Source organism: Pseudomonas sp. FG86 (genome assembly GCF_057808775.1).
The window spans coordinates 37820-59146 of record NZ_JBMDIS010000031.1 but is presented as its reverse complement, the minus strand read 5'-3'; the positions used below and the strand labels follow the sequence as shown (position 1 = coordinate 59146).

16 protein-coding genes are annotated in these 21327 nt (G+C 60.7%); 8 read left to right on the top strand and 8 right to left on the bottom strand.

Annotated elements, in window-relative coordinates; translation table 11 throughout:
- Nucleotides 1-32: 32 nt before the first annotated feature.
- Together ACODSV_RS19930 and pssA are read right to left on the bottom strand one after the other, a co-directional pair.
- Nucleotides 33-3425 (bottom strand): hypothetical protein, encoded by a 3393-nt coding sequence (locus ACODSV_RS19930; protein WP_150055537.1) that lies wholly within the window; start codon nucleotides 3423-3425, stop codon nucleotides 33-35.
- Between the two features lie 96 nt (nucleotides 3426-3521).
- On the bottom strand, nucleotides 3522-4865 hold the full coding sequence (pssA, locus tag ACODSV_RS19925; RefSeq protein WP_150055538.1) for a CDP-diacylglycerol--serine O-phosphatidyltransferase: 1344 nt from the start codon (nucleotides 4863-4865) through the stop codon (nucleotides 3522-3524).
- Between the two features lie 124 nt (nucleotides 4866-4989).
- Here pssA and ACODSV_RS19920 point away from each other — a divergent pair, with 124 nt between their 5' ends.
- Together ACODSV_RS19920 and ACODSV_RS19915 are read left to right on the top strand one after the other, a co-directional pair.
- Nucleotides 4990-5553, top strand: a complete 564-nt coding sequence (locus ACODSV_RS19920) for a TetR/AcrR family transcriptional regulator (RefSeq protein WP_024075307.1) — start codon at nucleotides 4990-4992, stop codon at nucleotides 5551-5553.
- Nucleotides 5554-5595: 42 nt separating this feature from the next.
- Nucleotides 5596-6075: a nuclear transport factor 2 family protein gene (locus tag ACODSV_RS19915; RefSeq protein ID WP_150055539.1), complete on the top strand. Its 480-nt coding sequence runs from the start codon at nucleotides 5596-5598 to the stop codon at nucleotides 6073-6075.
- A 201-nt stretch (nucleotides 6076-6276) separates the two neighbouring features.
- Here ACODSV_RS19915 and ACODSV_RS19910 read toward each other — a convergent pair whose 3' ends face one another.
- A complete protein-coding gene (locus ACODSV_RS19910; RefSeq protein ID WP_150055540.1) occupies nucleotides 6277-7434 on the bottom strand; it encodes a PQQ-dependent sugar dehydrogenase in 1158 nt (385 codons plus the stop codon).
- 22 nt (nucleotides 7435-7456) lie between these two features.
- Nucleotides 7457-7774, bottom strand: coding sequence for a hypothetical protein (locus ACODSV_RS19905; RefSeq protein ID WP_024075304.1), 318 nt, complete (start codon nucleotides 7772-7774; stop codon nucleotides 7457-7459).
- A gap of 183 nt (nucleotides 7775-7957) precedes the next feature.
- Between ACODSV_RS19905 and ku the strand changes: the two genes are divergently transcribed.
- Together ku and ligD are read left to right on the top strand one after the other, a co-directional pair.
- Nucleotides 7958-8809, top strand: coding sequence for a non-homologous end joining protein Ku (ku, locus tag ACODSV_RS19900; protein WP_024075303.1), 852 nt, complete (start codon nucleotides 7958-7960; stop codon nucleotides 8807-8809).
- A 26-nt stretch (nucleotides 8810-8835) separates the two neighbouring features.
- Nucleotides 8836-11340 (top strand): DNA ligase D, encoded by a 2505-nt coding sequence (gene ligD, locus ACODSV_RS19895; protein WP_150055541.1) that lies wholly within the window; start codon nucleotides 8836-8838, stop codon nucleotides 11338-11340.
- Between the two features lie 17 nt (nucleotides 11341-11357).
- Here the strand turns inward: ligD and lpxO are convergent, their stop codons facing one another.
- Together lpxO and ACODSV_RS19885 are read right to left on the bottom strand one after the other, a co-directional pair.
- Complete coding sequence (gene lpxO / locus ACODSV_RS19890; protein WP_024075301.1) at nucleotides 11358-12257, bottom strand: lipid A hydroxylase LpxO; 900 nt, start codon at nucleotides 12255-12257, stop codon at nucleotides 11358-11360.
- 196 nt (nucleotides 12258-12453) lie between these two features.
- Nucleotides 12454-13782, bottom strand: coding sequence for a Wzz/FepE/Etk N-terminal domain-containing protein (locus tag ACODSV_RS19885; protein ID WP_150055542.1), 1329 nt, complete (start codon nucleotides 13780-13782; stop codon nucleotides 12454-12456).
- A gap of 377 nt (nucleotides 13783-14159) precedes the next feature.
- Here ACODSV_RS19885 and ACODSV_RS19880 point away from each other — a divergent pair, with 377 nt between their 5' ends.
- Nucleotides 14160-14546, top strand: a complete 387-nt coding sequence (locus tag ACODSV_RS19880) for a TIGR03067 domain-containing protein (RefSeq protein WP_150055543.1) — start codon at nucleotides 14160-14162, stop codon at nucleotides 14544-14546.
- A gap of 138 nt (nucleotides 14547-14684) precedes the next feature.
- On the opposite strand, the gene ACODSV_RS19875 is transcribed toward ACODSV_RS19880, so the two are convergent.
- The gene (locus ACODSV_RS19875) at nucleotides 14685-15497 is read right to left on the bottom strand and encodes a class I SAM-dependent methyltransferase (protein ID WP_024075298.1); all 813 of its coding nucleotides are present in this window, start codon (nucleotides 15495-15497) and stop codon (nucleotides 14685-14687) included.
- Nucleotides 15498-15652: 155 nt separating this feature from the next.
- Between ACODSV_RS19875 and ACODSV_RS19870 the strand changes: the two genes are divergently transcribed.
- From ACODSV_RS19870 to ACODSV_RS19860, 3 genes are all read left to right on the top strand, one after another.
- The gene (locus tag ACODSV_RS19870) at nucleotides 15653-16891 is read left to right on the top strand and encodes an MFS transporter (RefSeq protein ID WP_150055544.1); all 1239 of its coding nucleotides are present in this window, start codon (nucleotides 15653-15655) and stop codon (nucleotides 16889-16891) included.
- 142 nt (nucleotides 16892-17033) lie between these two features.
- Nucleotides 17034-18620, top strand: a complete 1587-nt coding sequence (locus tag ACODSV_RS19865; protein WP_024075225.1) for an ABC-F family ATPase — start codon at nucleotides 17034-17036, stop codon at nucleotides 18618-18620.
- A gap of 355 nt (nucleotides 18621-18975) precedes the next feature.
- Nucleotides 18976-20151: an MFS transporter gene (locus ACODSV_RS19860; protein WP_069075923.1), complete on the top strand. Its 1176-nt coding sequence runs from the start codon at nucleotides 18976-18978 to the stop codon at nucleotides 20149-20151.
- Here the strand turns inward: ACODSV_RS19860 and ACODSV_RS19855 are convergent.
- The gene (locus ACODSV_RS19855; RefSeq protein ID WP_150056033.1) at nucleotides 20145-21182 is read right to left on the bottom strand and encodes an alpha/beta hydrolase family protein; all 1038 of its coding nucleotides are present in this window, start codon (nucleotides 21180-21182) and stop codon (nucleotides 20145-20147) included. The two genes, ACODSV_RS19860 and ACODSV_RS19855, sit on opposite strands and share 7 nt — an antisense overlap.
- Between the last annotated feature and the right edge of the window lie 145 nt (nucleotides 21183-21327).

The window sequence follows — 21327 nt, the reverse complement described above, 5'->3', positions numbered from 1 at the left end:
CCCTCCCGCGCTTGGCGCGGGAGGTCGCCGGCCTAGCGTGCCTGCTGGAACTCGTTCAATGGCGTGCCGAACGGCTGCCCACTGCGCGGATCAATCGCGTACCAACGCCCGTTGTGGCCGGTGGCGTGCACATCAACGCCCTGGTTTGTTCCTGAAAGGCCCGCCGCTGGAGGCACCGATGGCGCTGTTTGACCGGCCGCCGTCATCAGATAGCTCCTCATCTTCTCCTCGGCTGTTACCAAATGCGGCACGGACTTGCTCAACCGGGTCGCGCCGCCTGCAACCAACGCAGGTAACTTGACCAGCCCCTTCGTGGCAGCGTTGAGCAGTTGCGGGTAGCCATCGAACGGGTTGAGTGCGGCGCTGCTGAACAACACACCTTCCCTGACGAAATCGAAGGCCTTGTCGCTGAAGGACGCCACCGGTTTGGCCCAGGCCGCTTTCGGTGCAAGGGGACTGAGCGTCGGGCCCATCCGACGGATAACCCCGGCCACGGGGGCCTGCGCGAGCGTTCTTCCCGCGCGTATCAACGAGCGTGCCCGGCCAGCGGCCGCCAGTGCCACCCCGCCCACATCCAATGCCAGGCTGAACAAGCCGCTGCCAATATTGCCCGCCGCAAACTCTTGATAAGCCCCCACGAAAGGCACCAAACCGAGCAGGATCCCATGATCGCGCGCAACGGCTTCGCGGTGCTGTTCAAGCGGCAACACGCCCTTCGCCCTGGCGAGCATAGTCTCTTGCGGTTCATAAAAATTGCCTTGGGTAATTCGCGCGACGATGTCGGCCGTCTTCGACGACGAGTAGCTGTCAGGAACATAGCCATCGAACGTGAATCCCGCCGGTCGTGGATCGGCGGTCAGCGTTGCGCCGAGCTTTTCAACGATGACCTTGGAGGGCCCCAGCGTTGATCGCGGCTCGGAGCCCTTGGCGTAGGCGTCGACGTCAATGGCCAGGTCAGTCCCGCGGACAATCGACACATAAGCAGCCCCCCACGGGGCTGGGACGCGTTTTTTACCCACCACGCCACCCAACACCAGTTGCGAGGGAAGGTCCGTGCGCTTGACGATTGGCCCTTTGGCAAACACCTCGTAATAACTGACGGTGGCGCCGTGCTCGGCGCGTATGAGAGTGCCTTGCCGGTACTTGACCGCGTCACGATGCGTATCAGTCTCCTTGGCCTGAATCTCCCCGGTTTCGCCGCGCAGGGTAAAAAGCTCGACATTGCCCAGCTCCAGCAGTTTGCGATCCTCTAATGGCAGCTCGGCGATTCTTAATTTGAGCTGGGTCGCATAAGCTTGCTTGAGGACACTACGATGGTCGTCGACCGCCGTTTTCAGCAGACCGTCCAACGCCGGTAGACGGCGAATGCGGGCATCCAGTTCGTTGCGTTTCTCGGCAGGCGCGATCACCTCACGGCGTGGTTGGTATGGCGAACTCGCAGCAAGCGCCGGCGCTTGTGGCAGGTCACTGGTGAGCACCCATTTGCCGGGCGTCAGATCACCGGTCATATAGGTCTCCACCAGCGAACGCCTACGGGGTTCAGAGACCCGCATGTTACGACGCTCCGCAGCATCGGCGATCTGTACCGTCATGCCCTCCAGGCGGCTCGCGGTGATACCGGGGAAAACCTTGAGCAACTCGGCAATGGCCACCGACTTGCGCGCTGGCAACCCGGAGGCGCATTGCGTGAATGCGCAGCTGACATCCTCGCGCTGTTGCTGAAACGCCGCAGACGCAGTCTGAATCATTTGCGCAGAGAACTCGCCGCCGGGCGCATCGGGAATCACCCCATTGAGCACCGCCCAATCGGTGATGATACGCAGGCCGAGCAAGCGCATCAGGGTCGCCTGCGCCTCACTGGTGGGGCCTAGAACAGTGATAGCGCTGATCTGCTCTTCGTCCATCGCCCGCGAGGTGCCGGGGGCCACGTTGTCCACCATGCCGCATCCCAGGCGCAGCTCCATCCATGCTGGGGTTCCCATGTGGATCGCATCAGGCACATCGCGTACAAGGAACTCCGGCGCAGCCTGTGCCAGGCCGATATGCGCGGCCAGTACCGCCAGTTTCGAGTCCAGGCCTTTTTGGTTGATCAGATGGTTGTCCAGGTCGCGGCGTATGGCGGCAAACGTGCGCCCCATATTGGCGGGCTGGTAGAGGTCATAACCGGCCACCTGCCCCGGTTTTCCCGGTGCCAGTGGATCGGCGTGCAGTTTGATTGCCGCAATGACCATCTGTTGGCACACCGACTTTGGCACTGTCGTACCGATATCGCCCGTACCGTACCAATTCACACTGCGGGCCCAGCGCTCACCCAGATCCAATGCCTCGGGGCTGTCGAGCAGGCGCTGCAGATGCCCGCCCGGATCCGCTTGCAGGTCCTCTATGCCGTGGTCCTTCAGGTAGTCAAAGGCCTCGGCGGGCGCACCACCCAATTGTGCGTTGGCCAATGCCGCCAGCGTGACTTTGTCTGGCGCAGATAACTGGCTCGGAGCCCACGTCCAATCCATGAAACCGGCGTAATTGCCCAAGGGCGGCGCGGGAGGCAAGGTGGTGCGCAGCCATTGGATGACGTTACGCACGTCTCCAACGGTGTGTGGGGTACCCAGGCCCTTTTGCTCAATCATCTGGCGTAGCGTATGGGAACCGTCTGCTGGCTGCGCCCCGTCCCAGGGCGTAGTGTCCGGCAAATCCGTGATGAGTCGCTCAAGCTGATCCGCCAAGCGGGGACGCTCTTCAAGTTCGCCAATGGTCAGCTGCACCTGGGCCAGATCGGCGGCCATTGATCGGGCCCGCGCAGGCGGCATCGACAGGCCCTGGGTGCGCAATTGCTGTTCCAACTGATTGGCCTCCTCCATGTCCATCGGAAGCTCAATGCCAAAAGCCTGTAGAACCAGGTGCCGGGGCACCCACTGTTCACCGTCTGCCAGGTAGGTGACACCTCGGTCCCGTGGGTCCAGAACCTCGCGAAGAGCACGCAACGGCGCGGACGCTTGCCACCATCCCGAGGCATCGCTGGTGGAGAACCTCACAGGCGTGCGCACGCCATCGCGGACGACGTAGCCTTGGATAAAATCTTTGTGCAGTGTCAGGGTACCCGTCTCCAGGCCCTTGCTGGTCAGCCAGTCCTGCAGGGCCGGCTGGCTCCAAAGCCGGCGGTAGATCGCCAGCGCCGGCGCCAGGCTGCTGTTCACGGGGACCTCGACGATGGAGTAACCGCTCTCCATCGCTGCGCCCAGCCGTTGCCCCAGCATCACATCGGCCGCGGGGCGCTGATCACCCTGCCCCTCGTCGGCGCGGCGCACCCGTGATACCGGCCATGAGTGCTCAACCGGCCCGAGTGGATGCTCGGGAGTAAGCACAGTGAGCCCGACAGGGATCGGGGTATGCGTGATAAATCGCTGGCGGTTTTGCAAGGACATTGACATGGGCACGTTCTCTTGAGGTTATTCCGTCAGAGAAGTGGTCCCAGGCCCGTCATCGGTTCACAGTCAGCGATGAGAAATGTCGTGGCAAGGCCACATTCAGAGAATCCGATACAACAACCGCTCGATCCGCACCCGGCTGACGCGACGCAAGAATTTGCCGACCGCTTGCGGGTAGTCCACCAGGCTCTGCAAATCCTGATAGCGTTCGATGCGTGTGGTGTGCTGGAAGATCTGCGCCAGTTCGGCCCCCCTCGGCTCCAGCCACTCATGCTTGGGATCATCGATCAGCAAGGCGTTTTCGAGGTCGAGGCGGAATGCCCGCGGGTTGAGGTTGTTACCGGTCAGCAACGTGTAGCGCTGGTCGATCCACATGCCCTTGAGGTGGTAAGTGTTATCGCCGTCGCGCCATAGGTGCAGGTTCAGTTGGCCGCTGTCGATCATCGGCTGATGACGCTTGGCAAAGCGGCGCAGGCTGATTTCATATAAATACGGCAGCGCCGCAATGACCTTGAACGGCTCGCTGGGCGGGATGAAGAAATCGTTGGCGGTCTTGTCGCCGACGATGATGTCGATGTTCACCCCGCGCGCCAGGGCGCGGTTGATCTCGCGGGTCACCGGCAGCGGCAAGTTGAAATACGGCGTGCAGATGGTCAACTGATGCTGGGCGCTGGCGATCAGCTCCAGGATGACCCGGCTCAGTGGGTTGTTCTTGCCCACACCAAGCAACGGGCTGACCGAGAGGCTGCCAGTGGGCAACTGGCCCGCCGTGGTGTCGTAGGCCGCATGCTTGAGGCGGCTGCGCAGGTCACCAATGTCATTGCGCAGGCTGCGTGTCGTCGGCGGGTTCGGCAAGTCGAGTCGATGCACCGCCTTGGAGGCCACCAACCCGTGCTCCACCAGATGTTGCATCGAATCGGCCAGCGCTTGGCTGTGAATCAGGTGGTAACGGTCGAAGCGGTATTTGTCGAACTTGTGCAGGTACACGTTGTTCAGGCTGGCACCGCTGTAGAGCACAGTGTCGTCGATCACAAACCCCTTGAGGTGCAACACGCCGAACAGTTCGCGGGTTTGCACCGGCACGCCATACACCGGCACTTCACTGGCATGGCTCTGGGTCATGGCCTGGTACCAGGCGCTGTTGCCCGGCTGCTTGCCGGCGCCGATCAACCCGCGCTGGGCGCGCAGCCAGTCGACCACCACGACGATGTCCAATTCCGGTCGCGCGGCCTTGGCCGCGTGCAAGGCGTCGTAGATCTCCTGCCCCGCTTCGTCCTGCTGCAAGTACAGCGCGACGATGTAGATGCGTCGCGTGGCCTTGTGGATTTGTTCCAGCAGGCAGCGACGAAACGCATCGGCGCCGGACAACACATCGATGGCATCGGTAGTCAGAGGAAAACCGCGCAGTTTGGGCAACAGGGAGCGTTTGAAGAACGACGGCATAAGGCTCGCAATGGGTCGAATCCGAAGAGGCCCCGAGCTTACACCATGGGGTTGCTCAGGTCTCGCTGCCCGGCATGGAAAAAGCCTATTGACCAAGAAGAACGATCGTTCTACTTTATGCAGCATGAACGACATGACCCACAATGAAACTCGCGACATCATCCTCGACGTCACCGAAAAGTTGATCTATCGCCATGGCATCGCCGCCACCGGCATGGACTTCCTGGTGAAAACCGCCGGGGTCTCGCGCAAAAGCATTTACCGTTACTTCGCCAACAAGGACGAGTTGGTGGTCGCCGCCCTGCAACGCCGTGATGAGCGTTGGATGCAGTGGCTGCGCGACGAAGTGGAGCGCGTCGACGATAGCGGCGAACGCTTGCTTGCGCTGTTCAGCGCACTCAAGGCCTGGTTCGGCTCGGCGGACTTTCGCGGTTGCGCCTTCATCAACACCAGCGGTGAAACCGGCAACCCTCAAGACCCCGTGCGCCTGCTGGCCAAGGCGCACAAACAGAAACTGTTCGAATACACACGCCAACTGTGTCAAGCACATGGCACCCCCGACCCCGAACGGCAGGCCGCGCAACTGCTGATCCTGATCGATGGCGCCATTACCGTTGCCCTGGTGATGGGCGATTCAACCGCTGCTGATAATGCGCAATGCATGGCGCGAACGTTATTGGGGCTTTGAACGCATCACCCGCGCAACTTTCTTTAGCCCAGGAGCCATGACATGCCATCCACCTCGCAAATCCGTCCACCGCTGCCGCCCTTCACCCGTGAATCGGCGATCGAAAAAGTCCGCCTGGCCGAAGACGGCTGGAACTCCCGCGACCCGCAACGGGTGTCCCTGGCCTACACCTTGGATACCAAGTGGCGTAACCGCGCCGAATTCGCCTACAACCGCGAGGAAGCCAAGGGTTTCCTGAGCCGCAAATGGGCCAGGGAGCTGGACTATCGGCTGATCAAGGAGCTGTGGGCGTTCACCGATAACCGTATTGCCGTGCGCTATGCCTATGAGTGGCGCGACGATTCCGGTAACTGGTTTCGTTCCTACGGCAACGAGAACTGGGAGTTTGACGAGAATGGCCTGATGGCCAACCGCTTTGCCTGCATCAACGATTTGCCGATCAAGGAAAGTGAACGCAAGTTCCACTGGCCCCTGGGCCGGCGCCCGGATGATCACCCGGGGCTGTCCGAACTCGGCCTTTAGGGCTTGCACGCTTCCAGAAGGCGGGAGCCCCCGGCACCTATAAGATAATTTATTGATTATCCAAGATTTAATGCCGGCTTAAACGACTGCACTTTGTGGTGAGGGCGCTTGCTCCCTCACCACAGGGGTTCCAGTTTGCTGTGCGGCAGCGCTAAGTTGCAGAGTCAGCGGGCTATCCCACCGTTTGGAAACCCGTAAGTGTCAGTCCTGATTCAGACCGACGCGATACAACACCCCATCGTCTTCATCCGTCAGCACGTACAGAAACCCATCCGGCCCCTGGCGCACGTCACGAATCCGCGCTTTCAAGCCCCCCAGCAAGCGTTCCTCATGGATCACCTTGTCGCCATCGAACTGCAGGCGAATCAACTCCTGACTGGACAGCGCCCCAATGAACAGGTTGTGCTGCCAGGCCTTGAAGCGGTCGGCGTCGTAGAACGCCATGCCGCTGATAGCTGGAGACTTCTCCCACACATGGTGCGGCGCGACTGTGCCTTCCACCGTCTTGCCCTGGGCTTCGGGAATCGGCGTCAGGGAGTAGTTGATGCCATGGGTCGCCAGCGGCCAGCCATAGTTCTTGCCACGCTCGATGATGTTGACTTCATCGCCGCCACGCGGCCCATGCTCGTTTTCCCAGATCGTGCCGCTCCAGGGGTTCAGTGCCAGGCCCTGGGGGTTGCGCTGGCCATAGGACCAGATTTCCGGACGTACGCCTGGCTGCCCCACGAACGGGTTGTCATCGGGGATGCGACCATCGGGGTAAATCCGCACCACCTTGCCTTGCAACTTGTCCAGGTCCTGGGCCGTGGACCGGTCGTTGTTTTCGCCCAACGTCACGAACAGGTAGCCATCACGGTCGAAGGCCAGGCGTGAGCCAAAGTGATTACCGGTGGACAGCTTGGGTTCCTGGCGCAGGATCACCTTGAAGTCCTTCAAGCCACTCAAGTCGTCCGACAAACGCCCGCGCCCTACCACCGTACCGGCCGTACCGCCCTGGCCACCGCCCTCAGCGTACGACAGGTACACCATGCGGTCCTGCTTGAAGTCGGGTGAGAGCACCACGTCAAGCAAGCCGCCCTGCCCCTTGGCCCAGACCTCAGGCACACCGCTCAGCGGCGCCGACAGCTTGCCGTCCGGGCTGACAAAGCGCAGGTGCCCAGGCCGCTCGGTCACCAGGAAGCCCTGCCTGTCGGGCAAAAAAGCCACCGCCCATGGGTGGTCCAGGCCCTTGGCGATCGGGGTGACGGTGATGCTGCCCTGCTCACTTGGGAATTGCTGCACATCGGCTGCGTAAACCGCCGTCGGCGGCAGCAAGGTCGTGGCACAAAAGGCGGCAAGAAACGTTTTGCGTAGAAACATAAGGCGGGGTCCTTACCGGCGCTCAAGGCCGGCGATTGCCGTTGGCATCAACAGTGGGGGCTTTGGTTTCGGTCGCGGGGCGGCTGGGTGCTGCGTCGCGCTGCGGATAACGATTGCCGATGCCGCCGTTTTCCAGGGTGGGTGTACGCGGGGTCGGAGCGGTCTGGATGCCGCGTATCAGCGACGGATTGGGCTGGGTGCCCTGCATGCTGTTGGGGTTGGCCCGGTGGATCGGGCCATTGTCCGAGTTGTTGCTGCCAGGCAGGTTTTGCGCCTGGGCAGCGGTGGCCAGCGCCAAGCCCAATGCCAACGCTGCAAGATGACGCACACAGATGTTCATGACAAAGCCTCTCTGGGCGAGGAGTACGTGCTTTCGATAACACGCTACGCGCTGGGTTCGAATTTCGACACTAAATAGTTTCTCATCAGGTGTAACACGACCTGTCCGCGCATCCGCTGATCGAAACTTTTGCCAACGCCCACGAGTCAGCCGCACATAGCCTCTTCTCAAGGAACTGCACGCATGCCTAGGGCAATCTGGAAAGGTGCCATCAGTTTTGGCTTGGTCCATATCCCGGTGTCGCTGGTTTCGGCCACGGCTTCCCAGGGGGTCGACTTCGACTGGTTGGATAAACGCAGCATGGACCCGGTGGGCTACAAGCGCATCAACAAGACCAGCGGCAAGGAAGTCACCAAGGACAACATCGTCAAGGGCGTGGCGTTCAAGAAAGGCCGCTACGTGGTGCTCAGCGAAGAGGAAATCCGCTCGGCCCACCCCAAGTCGACCCAGACCATCGAGATTATCGCCTTCGTGGCCAGCGACCAGATCCCCCTGCAAAACATCGATACGCCCTACTTCCTGGCCCCGGACAAACGCGGCGGCAAGGTGTATGCATTACTGCGCGAAACCCTGAAGAAAACCAACAAGGTCGCCCTGGCCAATGTGGTGTTGCACACCAAGCAGCACCTGGCTGCGCTGATGCCGCTGGAGTCGGCCCTGGTGCTGGTGATGCTGCGTTGGCCCGCTGAAGTGCGCAGCCTCGATGAACTGGAGCTGGGCAGCGATGTGACCCGGCCCAGCCTGGCCAAGGGCGAGCTGGACATGGCCAGGCGCCTGGTGGAAGACATGAGCGCCGACTGGCAGCCCGATGCCTACCGTGACAGTTTTCAGGAGAAGATCATGGCGTTGGTGGCGAAGAAGGCCAAGGCCGGCAAGATCGAGGACGTGGAAAGCCAGGCCGGCAGCGAAGAACGCAAGTCGGCTGACGTGATCGACCTCACCGAACTGCTCAAGCGCAGTCTGGCCGGCAAATCCGCCGCCAAGCGCCCGGCGAAAAAACCAGCCGCGAAAAAAACCAGCAAAAAGGCCTCTTGAGTCCGCCATAGAAGGGAGAAAACGACATGGCAAAACCCTTGAGCGAATACCACCGAAAGCGCGATTTCGAGATCACTGGCGAACCTGCGGGCGACTCGAAACCCAGCAAGCGCCAGGCATCGGCGTTGGCGTTCGTGATTCAAAAGCACGATGCGCGCAGCCTGCATTACGACTTTCGCCTGGAACTCGACGGGGTACTCAAGAGCTGGGCAATACCCAAGGGCCCCAGCCTGGACCCCAGCCAGAAACGCCTGGCCGTGCATGTCGAGGATCACCCCTTGAGCTACGGCAGTTTCGAGGGCAGCATCCCGGCGGGCCAATATGGCGCCGGCGATGTGATCGTATGGGATCGCGGCGTCTGGCAACCCCATGACGATCCGCAAAAAGCCTACGCCGCCGGCAAGCTGAAATTCACCCTGGTCGGGGAGAAACTCGCCGGCGACTGGACCCTGGTGCGTACCCGCCTCAAAGGCAGCGGCGATAAGCAACAATGGCTGCTGATCAAGGAACAGGATCAGCAGGCACGCCCGAGCAGCGACTACGATATCGTCCAGGCACAGCCCCGGAGCGTGCTCAGTGATGCATCGGTGGGCACGCCGACGACCGCCGCCAAACCCTCCGCGAAAAAAGCCTCACGCAAGAAAACGCTCGCCCTGCCCGATCAATTCGCGCCTCAACTGGCCACCTTGGTCGACCATGCACCGGAGGGTAACTGGCTCTACGAAATCAAGTTCGACGGCTACCGCATGTTGGCGCGTATTCGTGACGGCGAAGTGCGCCTGTTCACGCGCAACGGCCATGATTGGACTGACCGCTTGCCGCGCCAGGCCAAGGCCCTGCAAGCCCTGAAACTCAAGGACAGCTGGCTCGACGGCGAAGTGGTCAGCCTCAATGGCGATGGCTTGCCGGATTTCCAGGCCCTGCAAAACGCCTTCGATATCGGACGCAGCCTGGACATTGTCTATTACCTGTTCGACGCGCCGTTTCTGGAAGGCCGCGATCAACGGCAAGACCCGCTGGAAAAACGCCGCGCTGCGCTCAAGGCGGCCTTGGCCCGTAGCAAGAGCAAACTGTTGCGTTTCTCCGAGGCGTTTGCCGCCAACCAACACGATATCTTCGAAAGCGCCCGCGACCTGGCATTGGAAGGCGTGATCGGCAAGCGTGCGGGTAGCCCCTATGTATCCAGTCGCAACACCGACTGGATCAAGCTCAAATGCCGCCTGCGCCAGGAGTTCGTGATTGTCGGGTACACCCGCCCCCAGGGTTCGCGCAGCGGGTTTGGCGCGCTGTTACTGGCGGTCAACGGCGATGCCGGGCTGGTCTATGCCGGGCGTGTCGGCACCGGGTTTGATCGGGCCGCGCTGCAGGACATCTACGCCCGGCTTACGCCGCTGCAGCGCAAGACTTCACCCCTGGACAAGCCACTGACCCGCGCCCAGGCCCGCGGCGTGCATTGGGTGGAGCCGCAATTGGTCGGCGAGGTGCGATTTGCCGAGTGGACCCGGGAAGGCGTGGTACGCCAGGCCGCGTTTGTCGCGCTGCGCTCTGATAAACCGGTGGAACAGATCATTCATGAGCAGCCGCGCGCGGCCAAATCGCTGCAAGCGCCAACGGCCAGGAAGTCCGGCGCGCCCAGCACCGTCGCCGGGGTGAAGATTACCCACCCGGAGCGGATCATCGATCAGCACAGCGGCACGCAAAAACTGCAACTGGCGCAGTTCTACGACAGCATCAGCCGATGGATCCTGCCCTTCCTGCGCCATCGCCCTGTGGCATTGCTCCGTGCCCCGGAAGGTGTGGGGGGCGAGCAGTTCTTCCAGAAGCACACAGAGCGCCTGGCGATCCCGCATCTCCAGCAACTGGACCCGGCGTTGGACCCCGGTCATGCCCGCCTGATGGAAATCGACAGCACCGCCGCCCTGGTGGGCGCGGTGCAGATGGGCACCGTGGAGCTGCACACCTGGGGCGCCACCTCGGACAAGATCGAGACCCCAGACCTGTTTGTGCTCGATCTCGACCCGGACCCCGCACTGCCGTGGAAAACCATGCTGGAAGCGGCGCAACTGACCTTATCGGTGCTGGATGAATTGGGGCTGCAAGCCTTTATCAAGACCAGTGGCGGCAAGGGCTTGCACCTGGTTGTCCCGTTGGCACGCCGCGACGATTGGGACACCGTGAAAGCCTTCGCCAAGGCCATCGCCCAGTTCATGACCCAGCAACTGCCGGAGCGCTTTACCGCCACGTCAGGGCCGAACAACCGCGTCGGCAAGATTTTCATCGATTACCTGCGTAATGCCCGTGGCGCCAGCACGGTCGCGGCCTACTCGGTTCGGGCACGACCCGGCCTGCCGGTATCGGTGCCGGTCAGCCGTGACGAATTGAAAGGGTTGCGCGGTGCCCAGCAGTGGACGGTGGCCAACCTGCACGAACGCTTGCAGGGTTTGAAGGACAACCCGTGGGCGGGTTATGCCAATCGACAGAAGATCAGCAAGAAGATGTGGGACAAGCTGGGCGCGACTCCACCTGAGTGAGTCGCGCCGGCCCAGGCTCAGATCAGGATGAAGATCAACGCCAGCACTGCGAAAATCGCCCACTTCTCCAGGTAGTAGCGCGTGCGATTGCGCTTTTTCAGCTCTTTGCCACGCAGGCGAATCTTGTACAGGCGGTTAAAGGCGCGGTTCAGGCCACCGGTTTTGTCGCCGTCATCATTGGGCGAGCCGGCTGCCGCCATGACCGTGCGGCTGAACCAGCGGTTGAACGCCGCCGCCCAGCGGTATTTCATCGGTCGCTCGATGTCACAGAACAAGATAAGACGGTTCTGCGCGGTGGTGTTTTCCGCGTAGTGAATATAGGTCTCGTCGAACATCACCGGCTCGCCATCGCGCCAGGAATAGCTTTCGCCATCCACATTGATGTAGCAGCCCGGATCGTTAGGGGTGTCCAGACCCAAGTGATAGCGGTAGGAACCGGCATAGGGGTCGCGGTGCCGCACCAACCGGGAACCTGGTGGCAGCTCGGCAAACATGGCCGCCTTGATCGAACCGATGCTCTGCACCAGCTCAGTGGTACGCGGGCACAGCTTCATCGCCGAAGGATGACTGTCGCCGTACCATTTCAAATAGAAGCGCTTCCAACCTGACTTGAAGAACGAGTTGAAACCCACATCGTTGTACTGATCCGAGCGCTTGATCGCCCCTTCCCGCATCAGGTTCTCGCCTTCCTCGCGGATTTCCTGCCAATGCTCCTGTAACGGGCTCAGGTCCGGAAAGTCGCTGGGCGACAGGAAGGGCCGGCTGGGCAGCTTGGAGAACAGGTAGAGAAAGCAGTTGACCGGCGCCAGGAAAGTCGAGTGATCGCTGAGCTGGCGGCCCAACTTATGCCGCACCCGGCCACGCAGGTGGACATACGCAATAGAGGCAACGTAGAGAGCAACAATGATGAGTTTCAAGAGATTTCGTCACAAGTCAGAAGAAGACAGGCTGCTCCTGCGTGCCCACGACGGCCGAGGATTGGATAGCAGCACCTGAAATCACAATTCACATAGACGCAGCATGACCGGCCGGGTGACAGACCGGTCATGCGCATTGGCCGTTATTTAGCCACATCTTGTAACCAAAAGTTAACTAAGATTTGTGAAAAGCTGTCTAGTGAGTGTGCTTTTGAGGGTGTGGAAGATGACGGTCGGGCATGGGAAAAGGACCGTTCTCCCGACGAGCCTGGACAAAATGCCCTATCAGTGCAATCAACGCCCCCAACATCAGCCCGGCCACCAGGCTAAGCCCGATGATGATCGCTTTGAAAGGTTTGATCGGGCTCAGCGGGGTCTGAGCCAGCCGGTCGACAGTCACCAGTTTCAGTCTGCTCATATCGATATCGAGCCCCCGCAGCCGTGCCTCTTCTGCCCACAAGGGCTCGACGTCCCGCAGGAAAATATCTTCTTTCGAGCGGCTTTTCAGCACCTCGACCTCACGATTCACGTCGAGCATGCGCAACTTCTTGCCAATTTCCGCGACGCGACCATCGGTAAAGTCATCGTTGGTACGTTGCTCCAAGGCTGTACGTTCCGCCTCAAGCACGTCGGTGCCCATGAAGTACAAAGGGATTTTCTGGTTATTGACTTCCGTACGCATCACCTGGCTTGAGCCACGCGACGCCGCCGCCCCCATCGCCGAAGGTGTGGTGGGGCTCTTGATTCCAATGGATTTAGCGATGGAGATGGCTTCGGCCAATTCCACCAGGCGGTTGCTCCGCTCAACCTTCATCTGCAGGCGCAGAGCGCTCAGCTCATCTTCCAACTGCGCACGCTTGAGTTTATCGGCCTCCAGCAGCCTGGCAATTTTCGACTGTTTGTCAGTCTCGTAATTGGCCCGCGCAGCGTCGATCTTGCCCTTGATTTCATTGAGCCGGTTATTGACGATCACCTTGAGGTCCGCGCTCACCTGCTCGCGCTCCAGTTTGATCGCATAATCGACGAAGCCGTTGAGAATCGCCACGCCGTCGACACCCTGGGGGTACTGCATTTCCAGACGAATTGCACCGTTGAGGGCGTCGACGTTCTTCGGATCCGGGAGTGTAAGGTTAATGGCGTTCTTATTGAATGCTTCGAAGCTCTGCTCAAGGCTCTCCCCCGGACGCTGAAACGCCTCGAACAGCGCAGGATTGGCTCTGAAAAAGCCCAAACGGGCCTCGTAGGACTCCAGTCGTGCGCCCACTTTGGCCAGCGCATCGACCGGCGGTAATTTGTAGACTTCAGAGCGATTCAGTGCATCCAGCTCATTGATCGCCGCGGGCCTGAGAACACTACTGACCTGGTAAACCTGTGGCGCAAGATATGCGTAGCCTACTCCCAGAAGGCCCGCAAAAAGCGTGCAACCAATGAGCCATTTTTTTCGCTTCCAGATGGCGTGGAACAACTCAAAAAGATCGATTTCATCCGAAGACAAGTGGCGGTGGAGCTGGGGAGCGTTGTTCAAAGTTCATACACCCTGGAGAGGTTATATCCAGCGCCCAACAACATAGACCTGAATAAAAGCTGGATAACAGGGGGGCGACGTCCGGGACACTCAAGGAGCTCTCTATCGATTCGGACCACTTGGCTGAAAAAGCCTACATAAGCCAAAGAAGATTTCATTCCGGTTACGTAGAAGCCGTGACAGGTTAAAAAGCCCAGTCGGTCCTTTACGAGATGTTGCCCGCTGCCAAATAAAATAACGCTAATTGCTTGGCTATATAGTGAAAAACATAAAAAAAGCATAAAAACAGATCCATCCTACATCTGATAGCGTCTCAGGTAAGTTAACGCCGTCCCCAAGACCACCTGCAATTAGCCCTTCAACAAAAAGGAATTTGTATGTCATCCATTTCAGACCCGGATTACCAAGCCCTCCAAGGTGCCTGGGAGCAAACTTCGCTCGAAGACAGTGGCGTGCTTAACCCGGTGGATGCCCATAGCGCGCCTGGTGCTATGACCACCATTACAGGCGACCAGTTCACCGTGACTACCACCACTGGAGCAATATTACTGGCTGGCCGATTCTTCCTGGACAGCAGCGCAGTGCCCAAGCGCATTACCTGGGCGGACGCCATGGGCGAAGATGCGGGTAAGCAACTGCCTGCGAGCTACCGCCTCGAAGGGGATGATTTTGTGTTCATTGCCGCAGATGAAGGCATGCCCAGGCCAACCGTCTTCACTACTGGCCCAGGTCAGACAATGAGGACCTTTGTACGCCGGCGGTAAGCGTATACACCGCGCAAACTTGCGACCGCATTTTCACGAAGCGTTCACTTCGCGGTCTATAGAGTGAAACTTACCTACTCCAGTGAATCCCTTAGCCCGCCTCTACGTGCGGGCTTTTTTTGCGTGCCGAAAAGGTCGTTATACGCAGCGCTTGGTCGCTGTCAGGGTAAAGCACAAGGGCAATTGCGCCGGCTGATCCTCGTACTGATCGTAGAGTTCCTCACGATTGCAATGCGGGTATTCCTGCAAGTGGCCGATCTGCAGGCCCGCCGCAATCGCTCCGTTGACCAGGCTGCCCAGGGTATGCACGAACCAATAGGAGGTTGGACCGGTGGTTTCAGCCAGCCCTTCGTACACGATGGATTCCTGCAGCACAAAGGGCTCACGCTGAAAATAGGCGCTGGCGGGCCGCAGCGGGTCGCTCGCCCGCGGGTCGAACACCTCGAGGAACGGATGGGTTTCATACATCACCAGGGTGCCACCCGGTTTCAAGGTACTGGCAACGTGCCGCATGAACAACGCCACATCGGGCATCCAGCCCAGTACACCGATCGTCACTAAGGCGACATCGAAGCGTTCGTGCAAGCGCTCGGGTAGTTGATGGATATCGGTTTCGATGAATTCGGGGCAATGGGGCGACACGGCGGCCAGCTCTTCGGCCTGTTGCAGGAAGGCCCGGGATTGATCGACCCCGACGACCGAGCGCGCGCCCAGGCCGAACAGCGACAGGCTTTCGCGGCCGTTGTTACAACACAGTTGCACCACATCCTTGCCCTCTACGCCGACCGCTTGCAGCAGCGCGGTGATGGTCGGGTCCAGGCACGAAAACCTCGGGTTGACCACCGCGCCCAACAACGCTTTCCAGGTTGGCGTGTCTTTGTGCAGCCTGGCGGATGCATCCCAGGCGTCCTTATTGCTGGCAATTGCTTGTTGAGCCGAGGGCATGTCCATTGCATCTCCTAAGAATCAGTGCGGCAAGCTTGGGAAAATAGGCCAATTGCCTGTCAGATAAAACCCTCTGCGCAGGGGAAACTTCCCGGCAAGCCCGAAGGTCATTAAGCCAACGGGTGTCCAGTCCTTGAACACCGCTCCTCGAAGATCGCACCGTGGCCCATCACAACGACCTGCGCACCACCTTGTCCCTGGACAGCCTGAATTTCTTCCTGGCCGATGTGCGTGACGGCCTGGGACCGTACCTGGCGATTTACTTGTTGGCCGTGCACCAATGGGACCCGGCTAGCATTGGCGTGGTCATGACCCTGGCCGGAATCGCCGCCTTGATCACCCAAGGCCCGGCAGGCGCGCTGATCGATCGCACTCGCAGCAAACGCGCGGTGATCGCGGTTGCGGGGCTATTGGTCACCGCCAGTTGCCTGATGCTGCCCTTTGTCAGTTCGTTCAGCCTGGTGGCGCTGACCCAGGCCGCCAGCGCCGTTGCAGCCTCGGTGTTTGCCCCGGCGATCTCCGCGATTTCCCTCGGCATCACCGGGCCACGGGCCTTTACCCGCCGCACCGGACGTAATGAAACCTTCAACCACGCCGGCAATGCCGTGGCTGCGCTGCTGGCCGGTGGCCTCGCCTATCTGTTCGGGCCGGTGGTGGTGTTCTACCTGATGGCGTTTATGGCGGTCGCCAGTATCGTCGCGGTCAGTTGCGTGTCGGCCAAGACGATCGACCATGAGGTCGCCCGGGGCTTCGATCCTGCCCATCACACCGCGCATGAGCAGCCATCCGGCGTGGCCGTTTTGCTGGCCAACCGGCCGTTGCTGCTGTTCGCGATCTGCTGCGCGCTGTTTCACTTGGCCAATGCGGCCATGCTGCCACTGGTCAGCCAGAAGCTGTCGCAGATCAACTTGCACATGGCCACGCCACTGACCTCGGCCTGCATCGTCGCCGCACAACTGGTAATGGTGCCGATGGCCTGGCTGGTGGGCGCCAAGGCCGACCTGTGGGGGCGCAAACCGCTGCTGCTGATCGGCTTCATGATTCTGCCGTTGCGGGGCGTGCTGTATACCTTGTCCAACGATCCCTATTGGCTGGTCGCGGTACAGATGCTCGACGGCATCGGCGCGGGCATTTTCGGCGCGCTGTTCCCGGTCATCGTCAAGGACCTGACCCAGGGCACCGGGCGTTTCAACGTCAGCCTGGGCGCGCTGTCCACTGTGTTTGGCCTGGGGGCGGCATTGAGCAACAGCCTGGCCGGTTTCGTGGTGCAACAAGCCGGCTATAACGCCGCGTTCCTGACCCTGGCCGGTGTTGCGGCCTTGGCCTTGGCGCTGTTGTGGCTGGCCATGCCGGAGACGCTGGAAAAACCATCTTTCGCGTGCCATACAACTGTCGCCTGACATATGCGACAATGCGCGCCAAATTCCAACACACATCCCCCATTTTTTGCTCAGCGACCGGGTTTCGCGCCTTGATGTCGCTGTTGACGCATGCCTGGAGGCTCACGCCGCCACGCTCGCAACCCATTGATAGGTAAAGTAATTGATCTCCACAGCTAACATCACCATGCAGTTCGGCGCCAAGCCGCTCTTCGAGAACGTCTCGGTCAAGTTCGGCGCCGGCAACCGGTATGGTCTGATCGGTGCCAACGGTTGCGGCAAGTCGACCTTCATGAAAATCCTAGGCGGCGATCTCGATCCGTCCGGCGGCCAGGTCATGCTGGAACCAAATGTTCGCCTGGGTAAACTGCGCCAGGACCAGTTCGCCTACGAAGAATTCACCGTGCTCGACACCGTGATCATGGGCCACGAGGAGCTGTGGAAGGTCAAGGCCGAGCGCGACCGCATCTACTCGCTGCCGGAAATGAGCGAAGACGACGGCATGGCCGTGGCCGAGCTGGAAACCGAATTCGCCGAGATGGACGGCTACACCGCCGAATCCCGTGCCGGTGAGCTGCTGCTGGGCCTGGGCATTCCCCTGGAACAGCATTTCGGCCCGATGAGCGAAGTGTCCCCTGGCTGGAAACTGCGCGTATTGCTGGCCCAGGCGCTGTTCTCCGATCCTGAAGTGCTGTTGCTCGACGAACCGACCAACCACTTGGACATCAACACCATCCGCTGGTTGGAAAACATCCTGACCCAGCGCTCCAGCCTGATGATCATCATCTCTCACGACCGTCACTTCCTGAACAGCGTGTGCACCCACATGGCTGACCTGGACTACGGCGAGCTGCGCCTGTTCCCGGGCAACTACGACGAGTACATGACCGTGGCGACCCAGTCCCGCGAGCAATTGCTGTCGGACAACGCCAAGAAGAAAGCGCAGATCTCCGAACTGCAATCCTTCGTCAGCCGCTTCTCGGCCAACGCCTCGAAAGCCAAGCAGGCGACTTCCCGTGCCAAGGCGATCGACAAGATCCAGCTGGCCGAGGTCAAGCCTTCGAGCCGCGTGAGCCCGTTTATCCGTTTCGAACAGACCAAAAAGCTGCACCGCCAGGCAGTCATCGTCGATCGCATGGCCAAAGGCTTCGACGGCAAGCCGCTGTTCAAGGACTTCAGCTTCCAGGTCGAAGCCGGCGAGCGCGTGGCGATCATCGGCCCGAACGGTATCGGCAAGACCACCCTGCTGCGTACCCTGGTCAACGAACTGACCCCGGATGCCGGTAGCGTCAAGTGGACCGACGCCGCAGAACTGGGCTACTACGCCCAGGATCACGCAAGTGACTTCGAAAACGACATGAGCCTGTTCGACTGGATGGGCCAGTGGACCCAAGGCGAGCAAGTGATCCGTGGCACCCTGGGCCGCATGCTGTTCTCCAACGATGAGATCCTCAAGTCGGTCAAGGTCATCTCCGGTGGTGAGCAAGGCCGCATGCTGTTCGGCAAGCTGATCCTGCAAAAGCCGAACGTGCTGATCATGGATGAACCGACCAACCACTTGGACATGGAATCCATCGAGGCGCTGAACCTGGCCCTGGAAAACTACCCCGGCACGTTGATCTTCGTCAGCCACGACCGTGAGTTCGTATCGTCCCTGGCCACCCGCATCATCGAGTTGAGCGCCAACGGCGTGATCGACTTCAGCGGCACCTATGACGACTACCTGCGCAGCCAAGGCGTGGTGTTCTAAAAGCAGCGACCTGAAGTGGCGAGCGGGCTTGCTGTAGTGAGAGGGTTGGCTGTGGCGAGCGGGCTTGCCCCGCGTTGGGCGGCGAAGCGGCCCTAAAACCAAACACCGTGTTTTGCCTGGCAGAACGCGGTGTTTTTTTATTGGGGCTGCTTCGCAGCCCAACGCGGGGCAAGCCCGCTCGCCACAACAAGCCCGCTCGCCACAGCGAACCGTCTCACTACAGCAAGCCCGCTCGACACAGCAAACTCACGCTGCCCCCGGCAAGCCTATTCATCAGCCAAATTAGTTAGGCTGCTTCCTTTTCCCCCAAGCCCTTGCCATGATGCGCTCACCGCCCGCCCGCGAACGAGCACCCATGCCTGCCGCCACCCCCAGCTCATTGTCGATCACCCTGCAGATCGTCTCCATCGTCTTCTACACCTTCATTGCCTTTATCTGCATCGGCCTGCCGATTGCGGTGATTCCAGGCTATGTGCACGAGCAATTGGGCTTCAGTGCCGTGGTGGCCGGGGTCACCATCGGCTCGCAGTACCTGGCCACCCTGCTCAGCCGCCCCATGGCTGGGCGCATGTCCGACACCGTGGGCACCAAGCGTGCGATCGTGCTGGGCTTGGCCGGTATCCTGGTCAGTGGCGTGCTGACGTTTGTCGCGACACTGATGGAAAGTCTGCCGGCGCTGAGCCTGGGCATCCTGATTGCCGGGCGCTTGTTGCTCGGCGTGGCCCAGGGCCTGATCGGCGTGGGCACCATCAGTTGGTGCATGGGCCAGGTTGGCGCCGAGCACACCGCACGCTCGATTTCCTGGAATGGCATCGCCTCCTATGGCGCCATTGCCATCGGTGCGCCGCTGGGCGTGGTGATGGTTGCCGAGTACGGCTATACCAGCCTGGGGGTCGCGCTGGCGGCGCTGGCAGCCCTGGGCCTGGTGCTGATCCGCAACAAACCTTCGGTGCCGGTGGTACGTGGCGAGCGCCTGCCGTTCTGGGCAGTATTCGGGCGTATCGCACCGTTTGGCGCCAGCCTGTGCCTGGCCTCGATCGGCTACGGCACCCTGACCACTTTTATCACCCTGTATTACCTCAATCGCGGCTGGCAAGGCGCGGCCTACTGCCTGACGGTATTCGGTGTGTGCTTTATTGTCTCGCGCCTGGTGTTTATCTCGGCCATCAGCCGGTTTGGCGGTTTCAGGGCAGCGATCGCCTGCATGATCATCGAGACCCTGGGCCTGACCCTGCTGTGGCTTGCGCCGTCCACTGGCGTGGCACTGATCGGTGCGGGGCTGACCGGCTTCGGTCTGTCGCTGGTGTACCCCGCGCTGGGTGTGGAAGCCATCAAGCAGGTGCCCAACAGCAGCCGGGGCGCGGGGCTGAGTGCCTATGCGGTGTTTTTCGACCTGGCCCTGGCGATTGCCGGGCCGTTGATGGGCGCCGTGGCGCTGAACCTGGGTTACGGCTGGATCTTCTTCTGCGCGGCGCTGTTGTCAGTCACGGCGCTGGGCGTGACCCTGCTGCTCAAGCGCCGCGCTTACTGATCGGCCGTCTGCAAACCGGCGCGGGTGGACTGCCCCAGGGTATGACTGAAAAAGCGCCCGGCCTCGGAGATCAGGTCGCGGTGAATGCCTTCGCGGTCGACCCCATCGGCGTCGGTGCAGATCGCCGGCATCAACGCCAGTTGATCGCTGTCGCACGGCGCCATGAATACGAAGTGCCCTGCCCCGGCCAGCAGTTTGAAGTCCGGCGGTTCCGGCAACTTGCGCGCCAGGGCGGCGGCATTCTTGTCCACCGCCACCAGCTTGTCGCCGTCGCCGCTGTAGAGCAGCACCGGCACATGCACATCGGCCAGGGTGTGGCGGCCGAACATCAAGCTCAGCGGCGCCATCAACATCAAGGCATGGATACGCGGATCGGATTGCGGCTGCAGGTCATCGCGGTCTACCACCAGTTCACCCTTGGTGGTGCAGGCATCGCGGTCTTCCGGGCGCTCCTGGCAATAGCGGCGCAGGCGGTCGAAATCAGGCTTGGCGCCCGCCAGGATCAAAGCGGTTTCGCCACCGGCCGAGTAACCAATGACCCCCACCTGATCGACGTTGACGAACGGTGACAGCATGGGGTCCGCCAGGGTCGCGGTGATCGCTTCGGAAATCTGGATCGGCCGCCCATACAGGTTGCTGACCGTGCCCAGGCGACTGTGATCCTTGTAGTTGTCGCCGGGGTGCAACACCGCCACCACCACAAAGCCCTTGCGCGCCAGCGAGGTGGCCAGGTCATGCAGGGCCAGCGGCGTGCCGGTGTTGCCATGGGACAGCATCAACATCGGGAAGCGGCCGATGGCAATCTTGGAATCTTCGGTAGCGGCGACGTGATAGGGCCCCAGCTGCGTGCTGTGCTCGTCGTCGGTGGATGGGTAGAACGCAACGGCTTTCATCGGCTGCAGATCCAGCGGATCGAGAAATGTCATGCGATGGAAGCCCACGCTCCAATGCGGGTGCGGTGCGGGTGCGGCGTGCACTGAAACCAGGCCGCCGAGCAGGGAAAGAACCAAAACAGCACAAAGACGCATCATGAGGATGTCCACCTTTGCTGTGCAACCACGCTCAACACCCGCGGCATGTCTGATTGAAAAGTCCATGGTTCAAGGTACTCGCACCGAGTGATATACCCATGCTGCATAACCTGGGCCAAAGTAAAGACTGCGCGCAAACGAAAAA

Excerpts from the sequence above, each read along its gene's own strand:
- ACODSV_RS19930 (WP_150055537.1), bottom strand. The coding sequence starts at position 3,425 with ATGTCAATGTCCTTGCAAAACCGCCAGCGATTTATCACGCATACCCCG.
- pssA (WP_150055538.1), bottom strand. The coding sequence starts at position 4,865 with ATGCCGTCGTTCTTCAAACGCTCCCTGTTGCCCAAACTGCGCGGTTTT.
- ACODSV_RS19920 (WP_024075307.1), top strand. The coding sequence starts at position 4,990 with ATGAACGACATGACCCACAATGAAACTCGCGACATCATCCTCGACGTC.
- ACODSV_RS19915 (WP_150055539.1), top strand. The coding sequence starts at position 5,596 with ATGCCATCCACCTCGCAAATCCGTCCACCGCTGCCGCCCTTCACCCGT.
- ACODSV_RS19910 (WP_150055540.1), bottom strand. The coding sequence starts at position 7,434 with ATGTTTCTACGCAAAACGTTTCTTGCCGCCTTTTGTGCCACGACCTTG.
- ACODSV_RS19905 (WP_024075304.1), bottom strand. The coding sequence starts at position 7,774 with ATGAACATCTGTGTGCGTCATCTTGCAGCGTTGGCATTGGGCTTGGCG.
- ku (WP_024075303.1), top strand. The coding sequence starts at position 7,958 with ATGCCTAGGGCAATCTGGAAAGGTGCCATCAGTTTTGGCTTGGTCCAT.
- ligD (WP_150055541.1), top strand. The coding sequence starts at position 8,836 with ATGGCAAAACCCTTGAGCGAATACCACCGAAAGCGCGATTTCGAGATC.
- ACODSV_RS19880 (WP_150055543.1), top strand. The coding sequence starts at position 14,160 with ATGTCATCCATTTCAGACCCGGATTACCAAGCCCTCCAAGGTGCCTGG.
- ACODSV_RS19875 (WP_024075298.1), bottom strand. The coding sequence starts at position 15,497 with ATGGACATGCCCTCGGCTCAACAAGCAATTGCCAGCAATAAGGACGCC.
- ACODSV_RS19860 (WP_069075923.1), top strand. The coding sequence starts at position 18,976 with ATGCCTGCCGCCACCCCCAGCTCATTGTCGATCACCCTGCAGATCGTC.
- ACODSV_RS19855 (WP_150056033.1), bottom strand. The coding sequence starts at position 21,182 with ATGATGCGTCTTTGTGCTGTTTTGGTTCTTTCCCTGCTCGGCGGCCTG.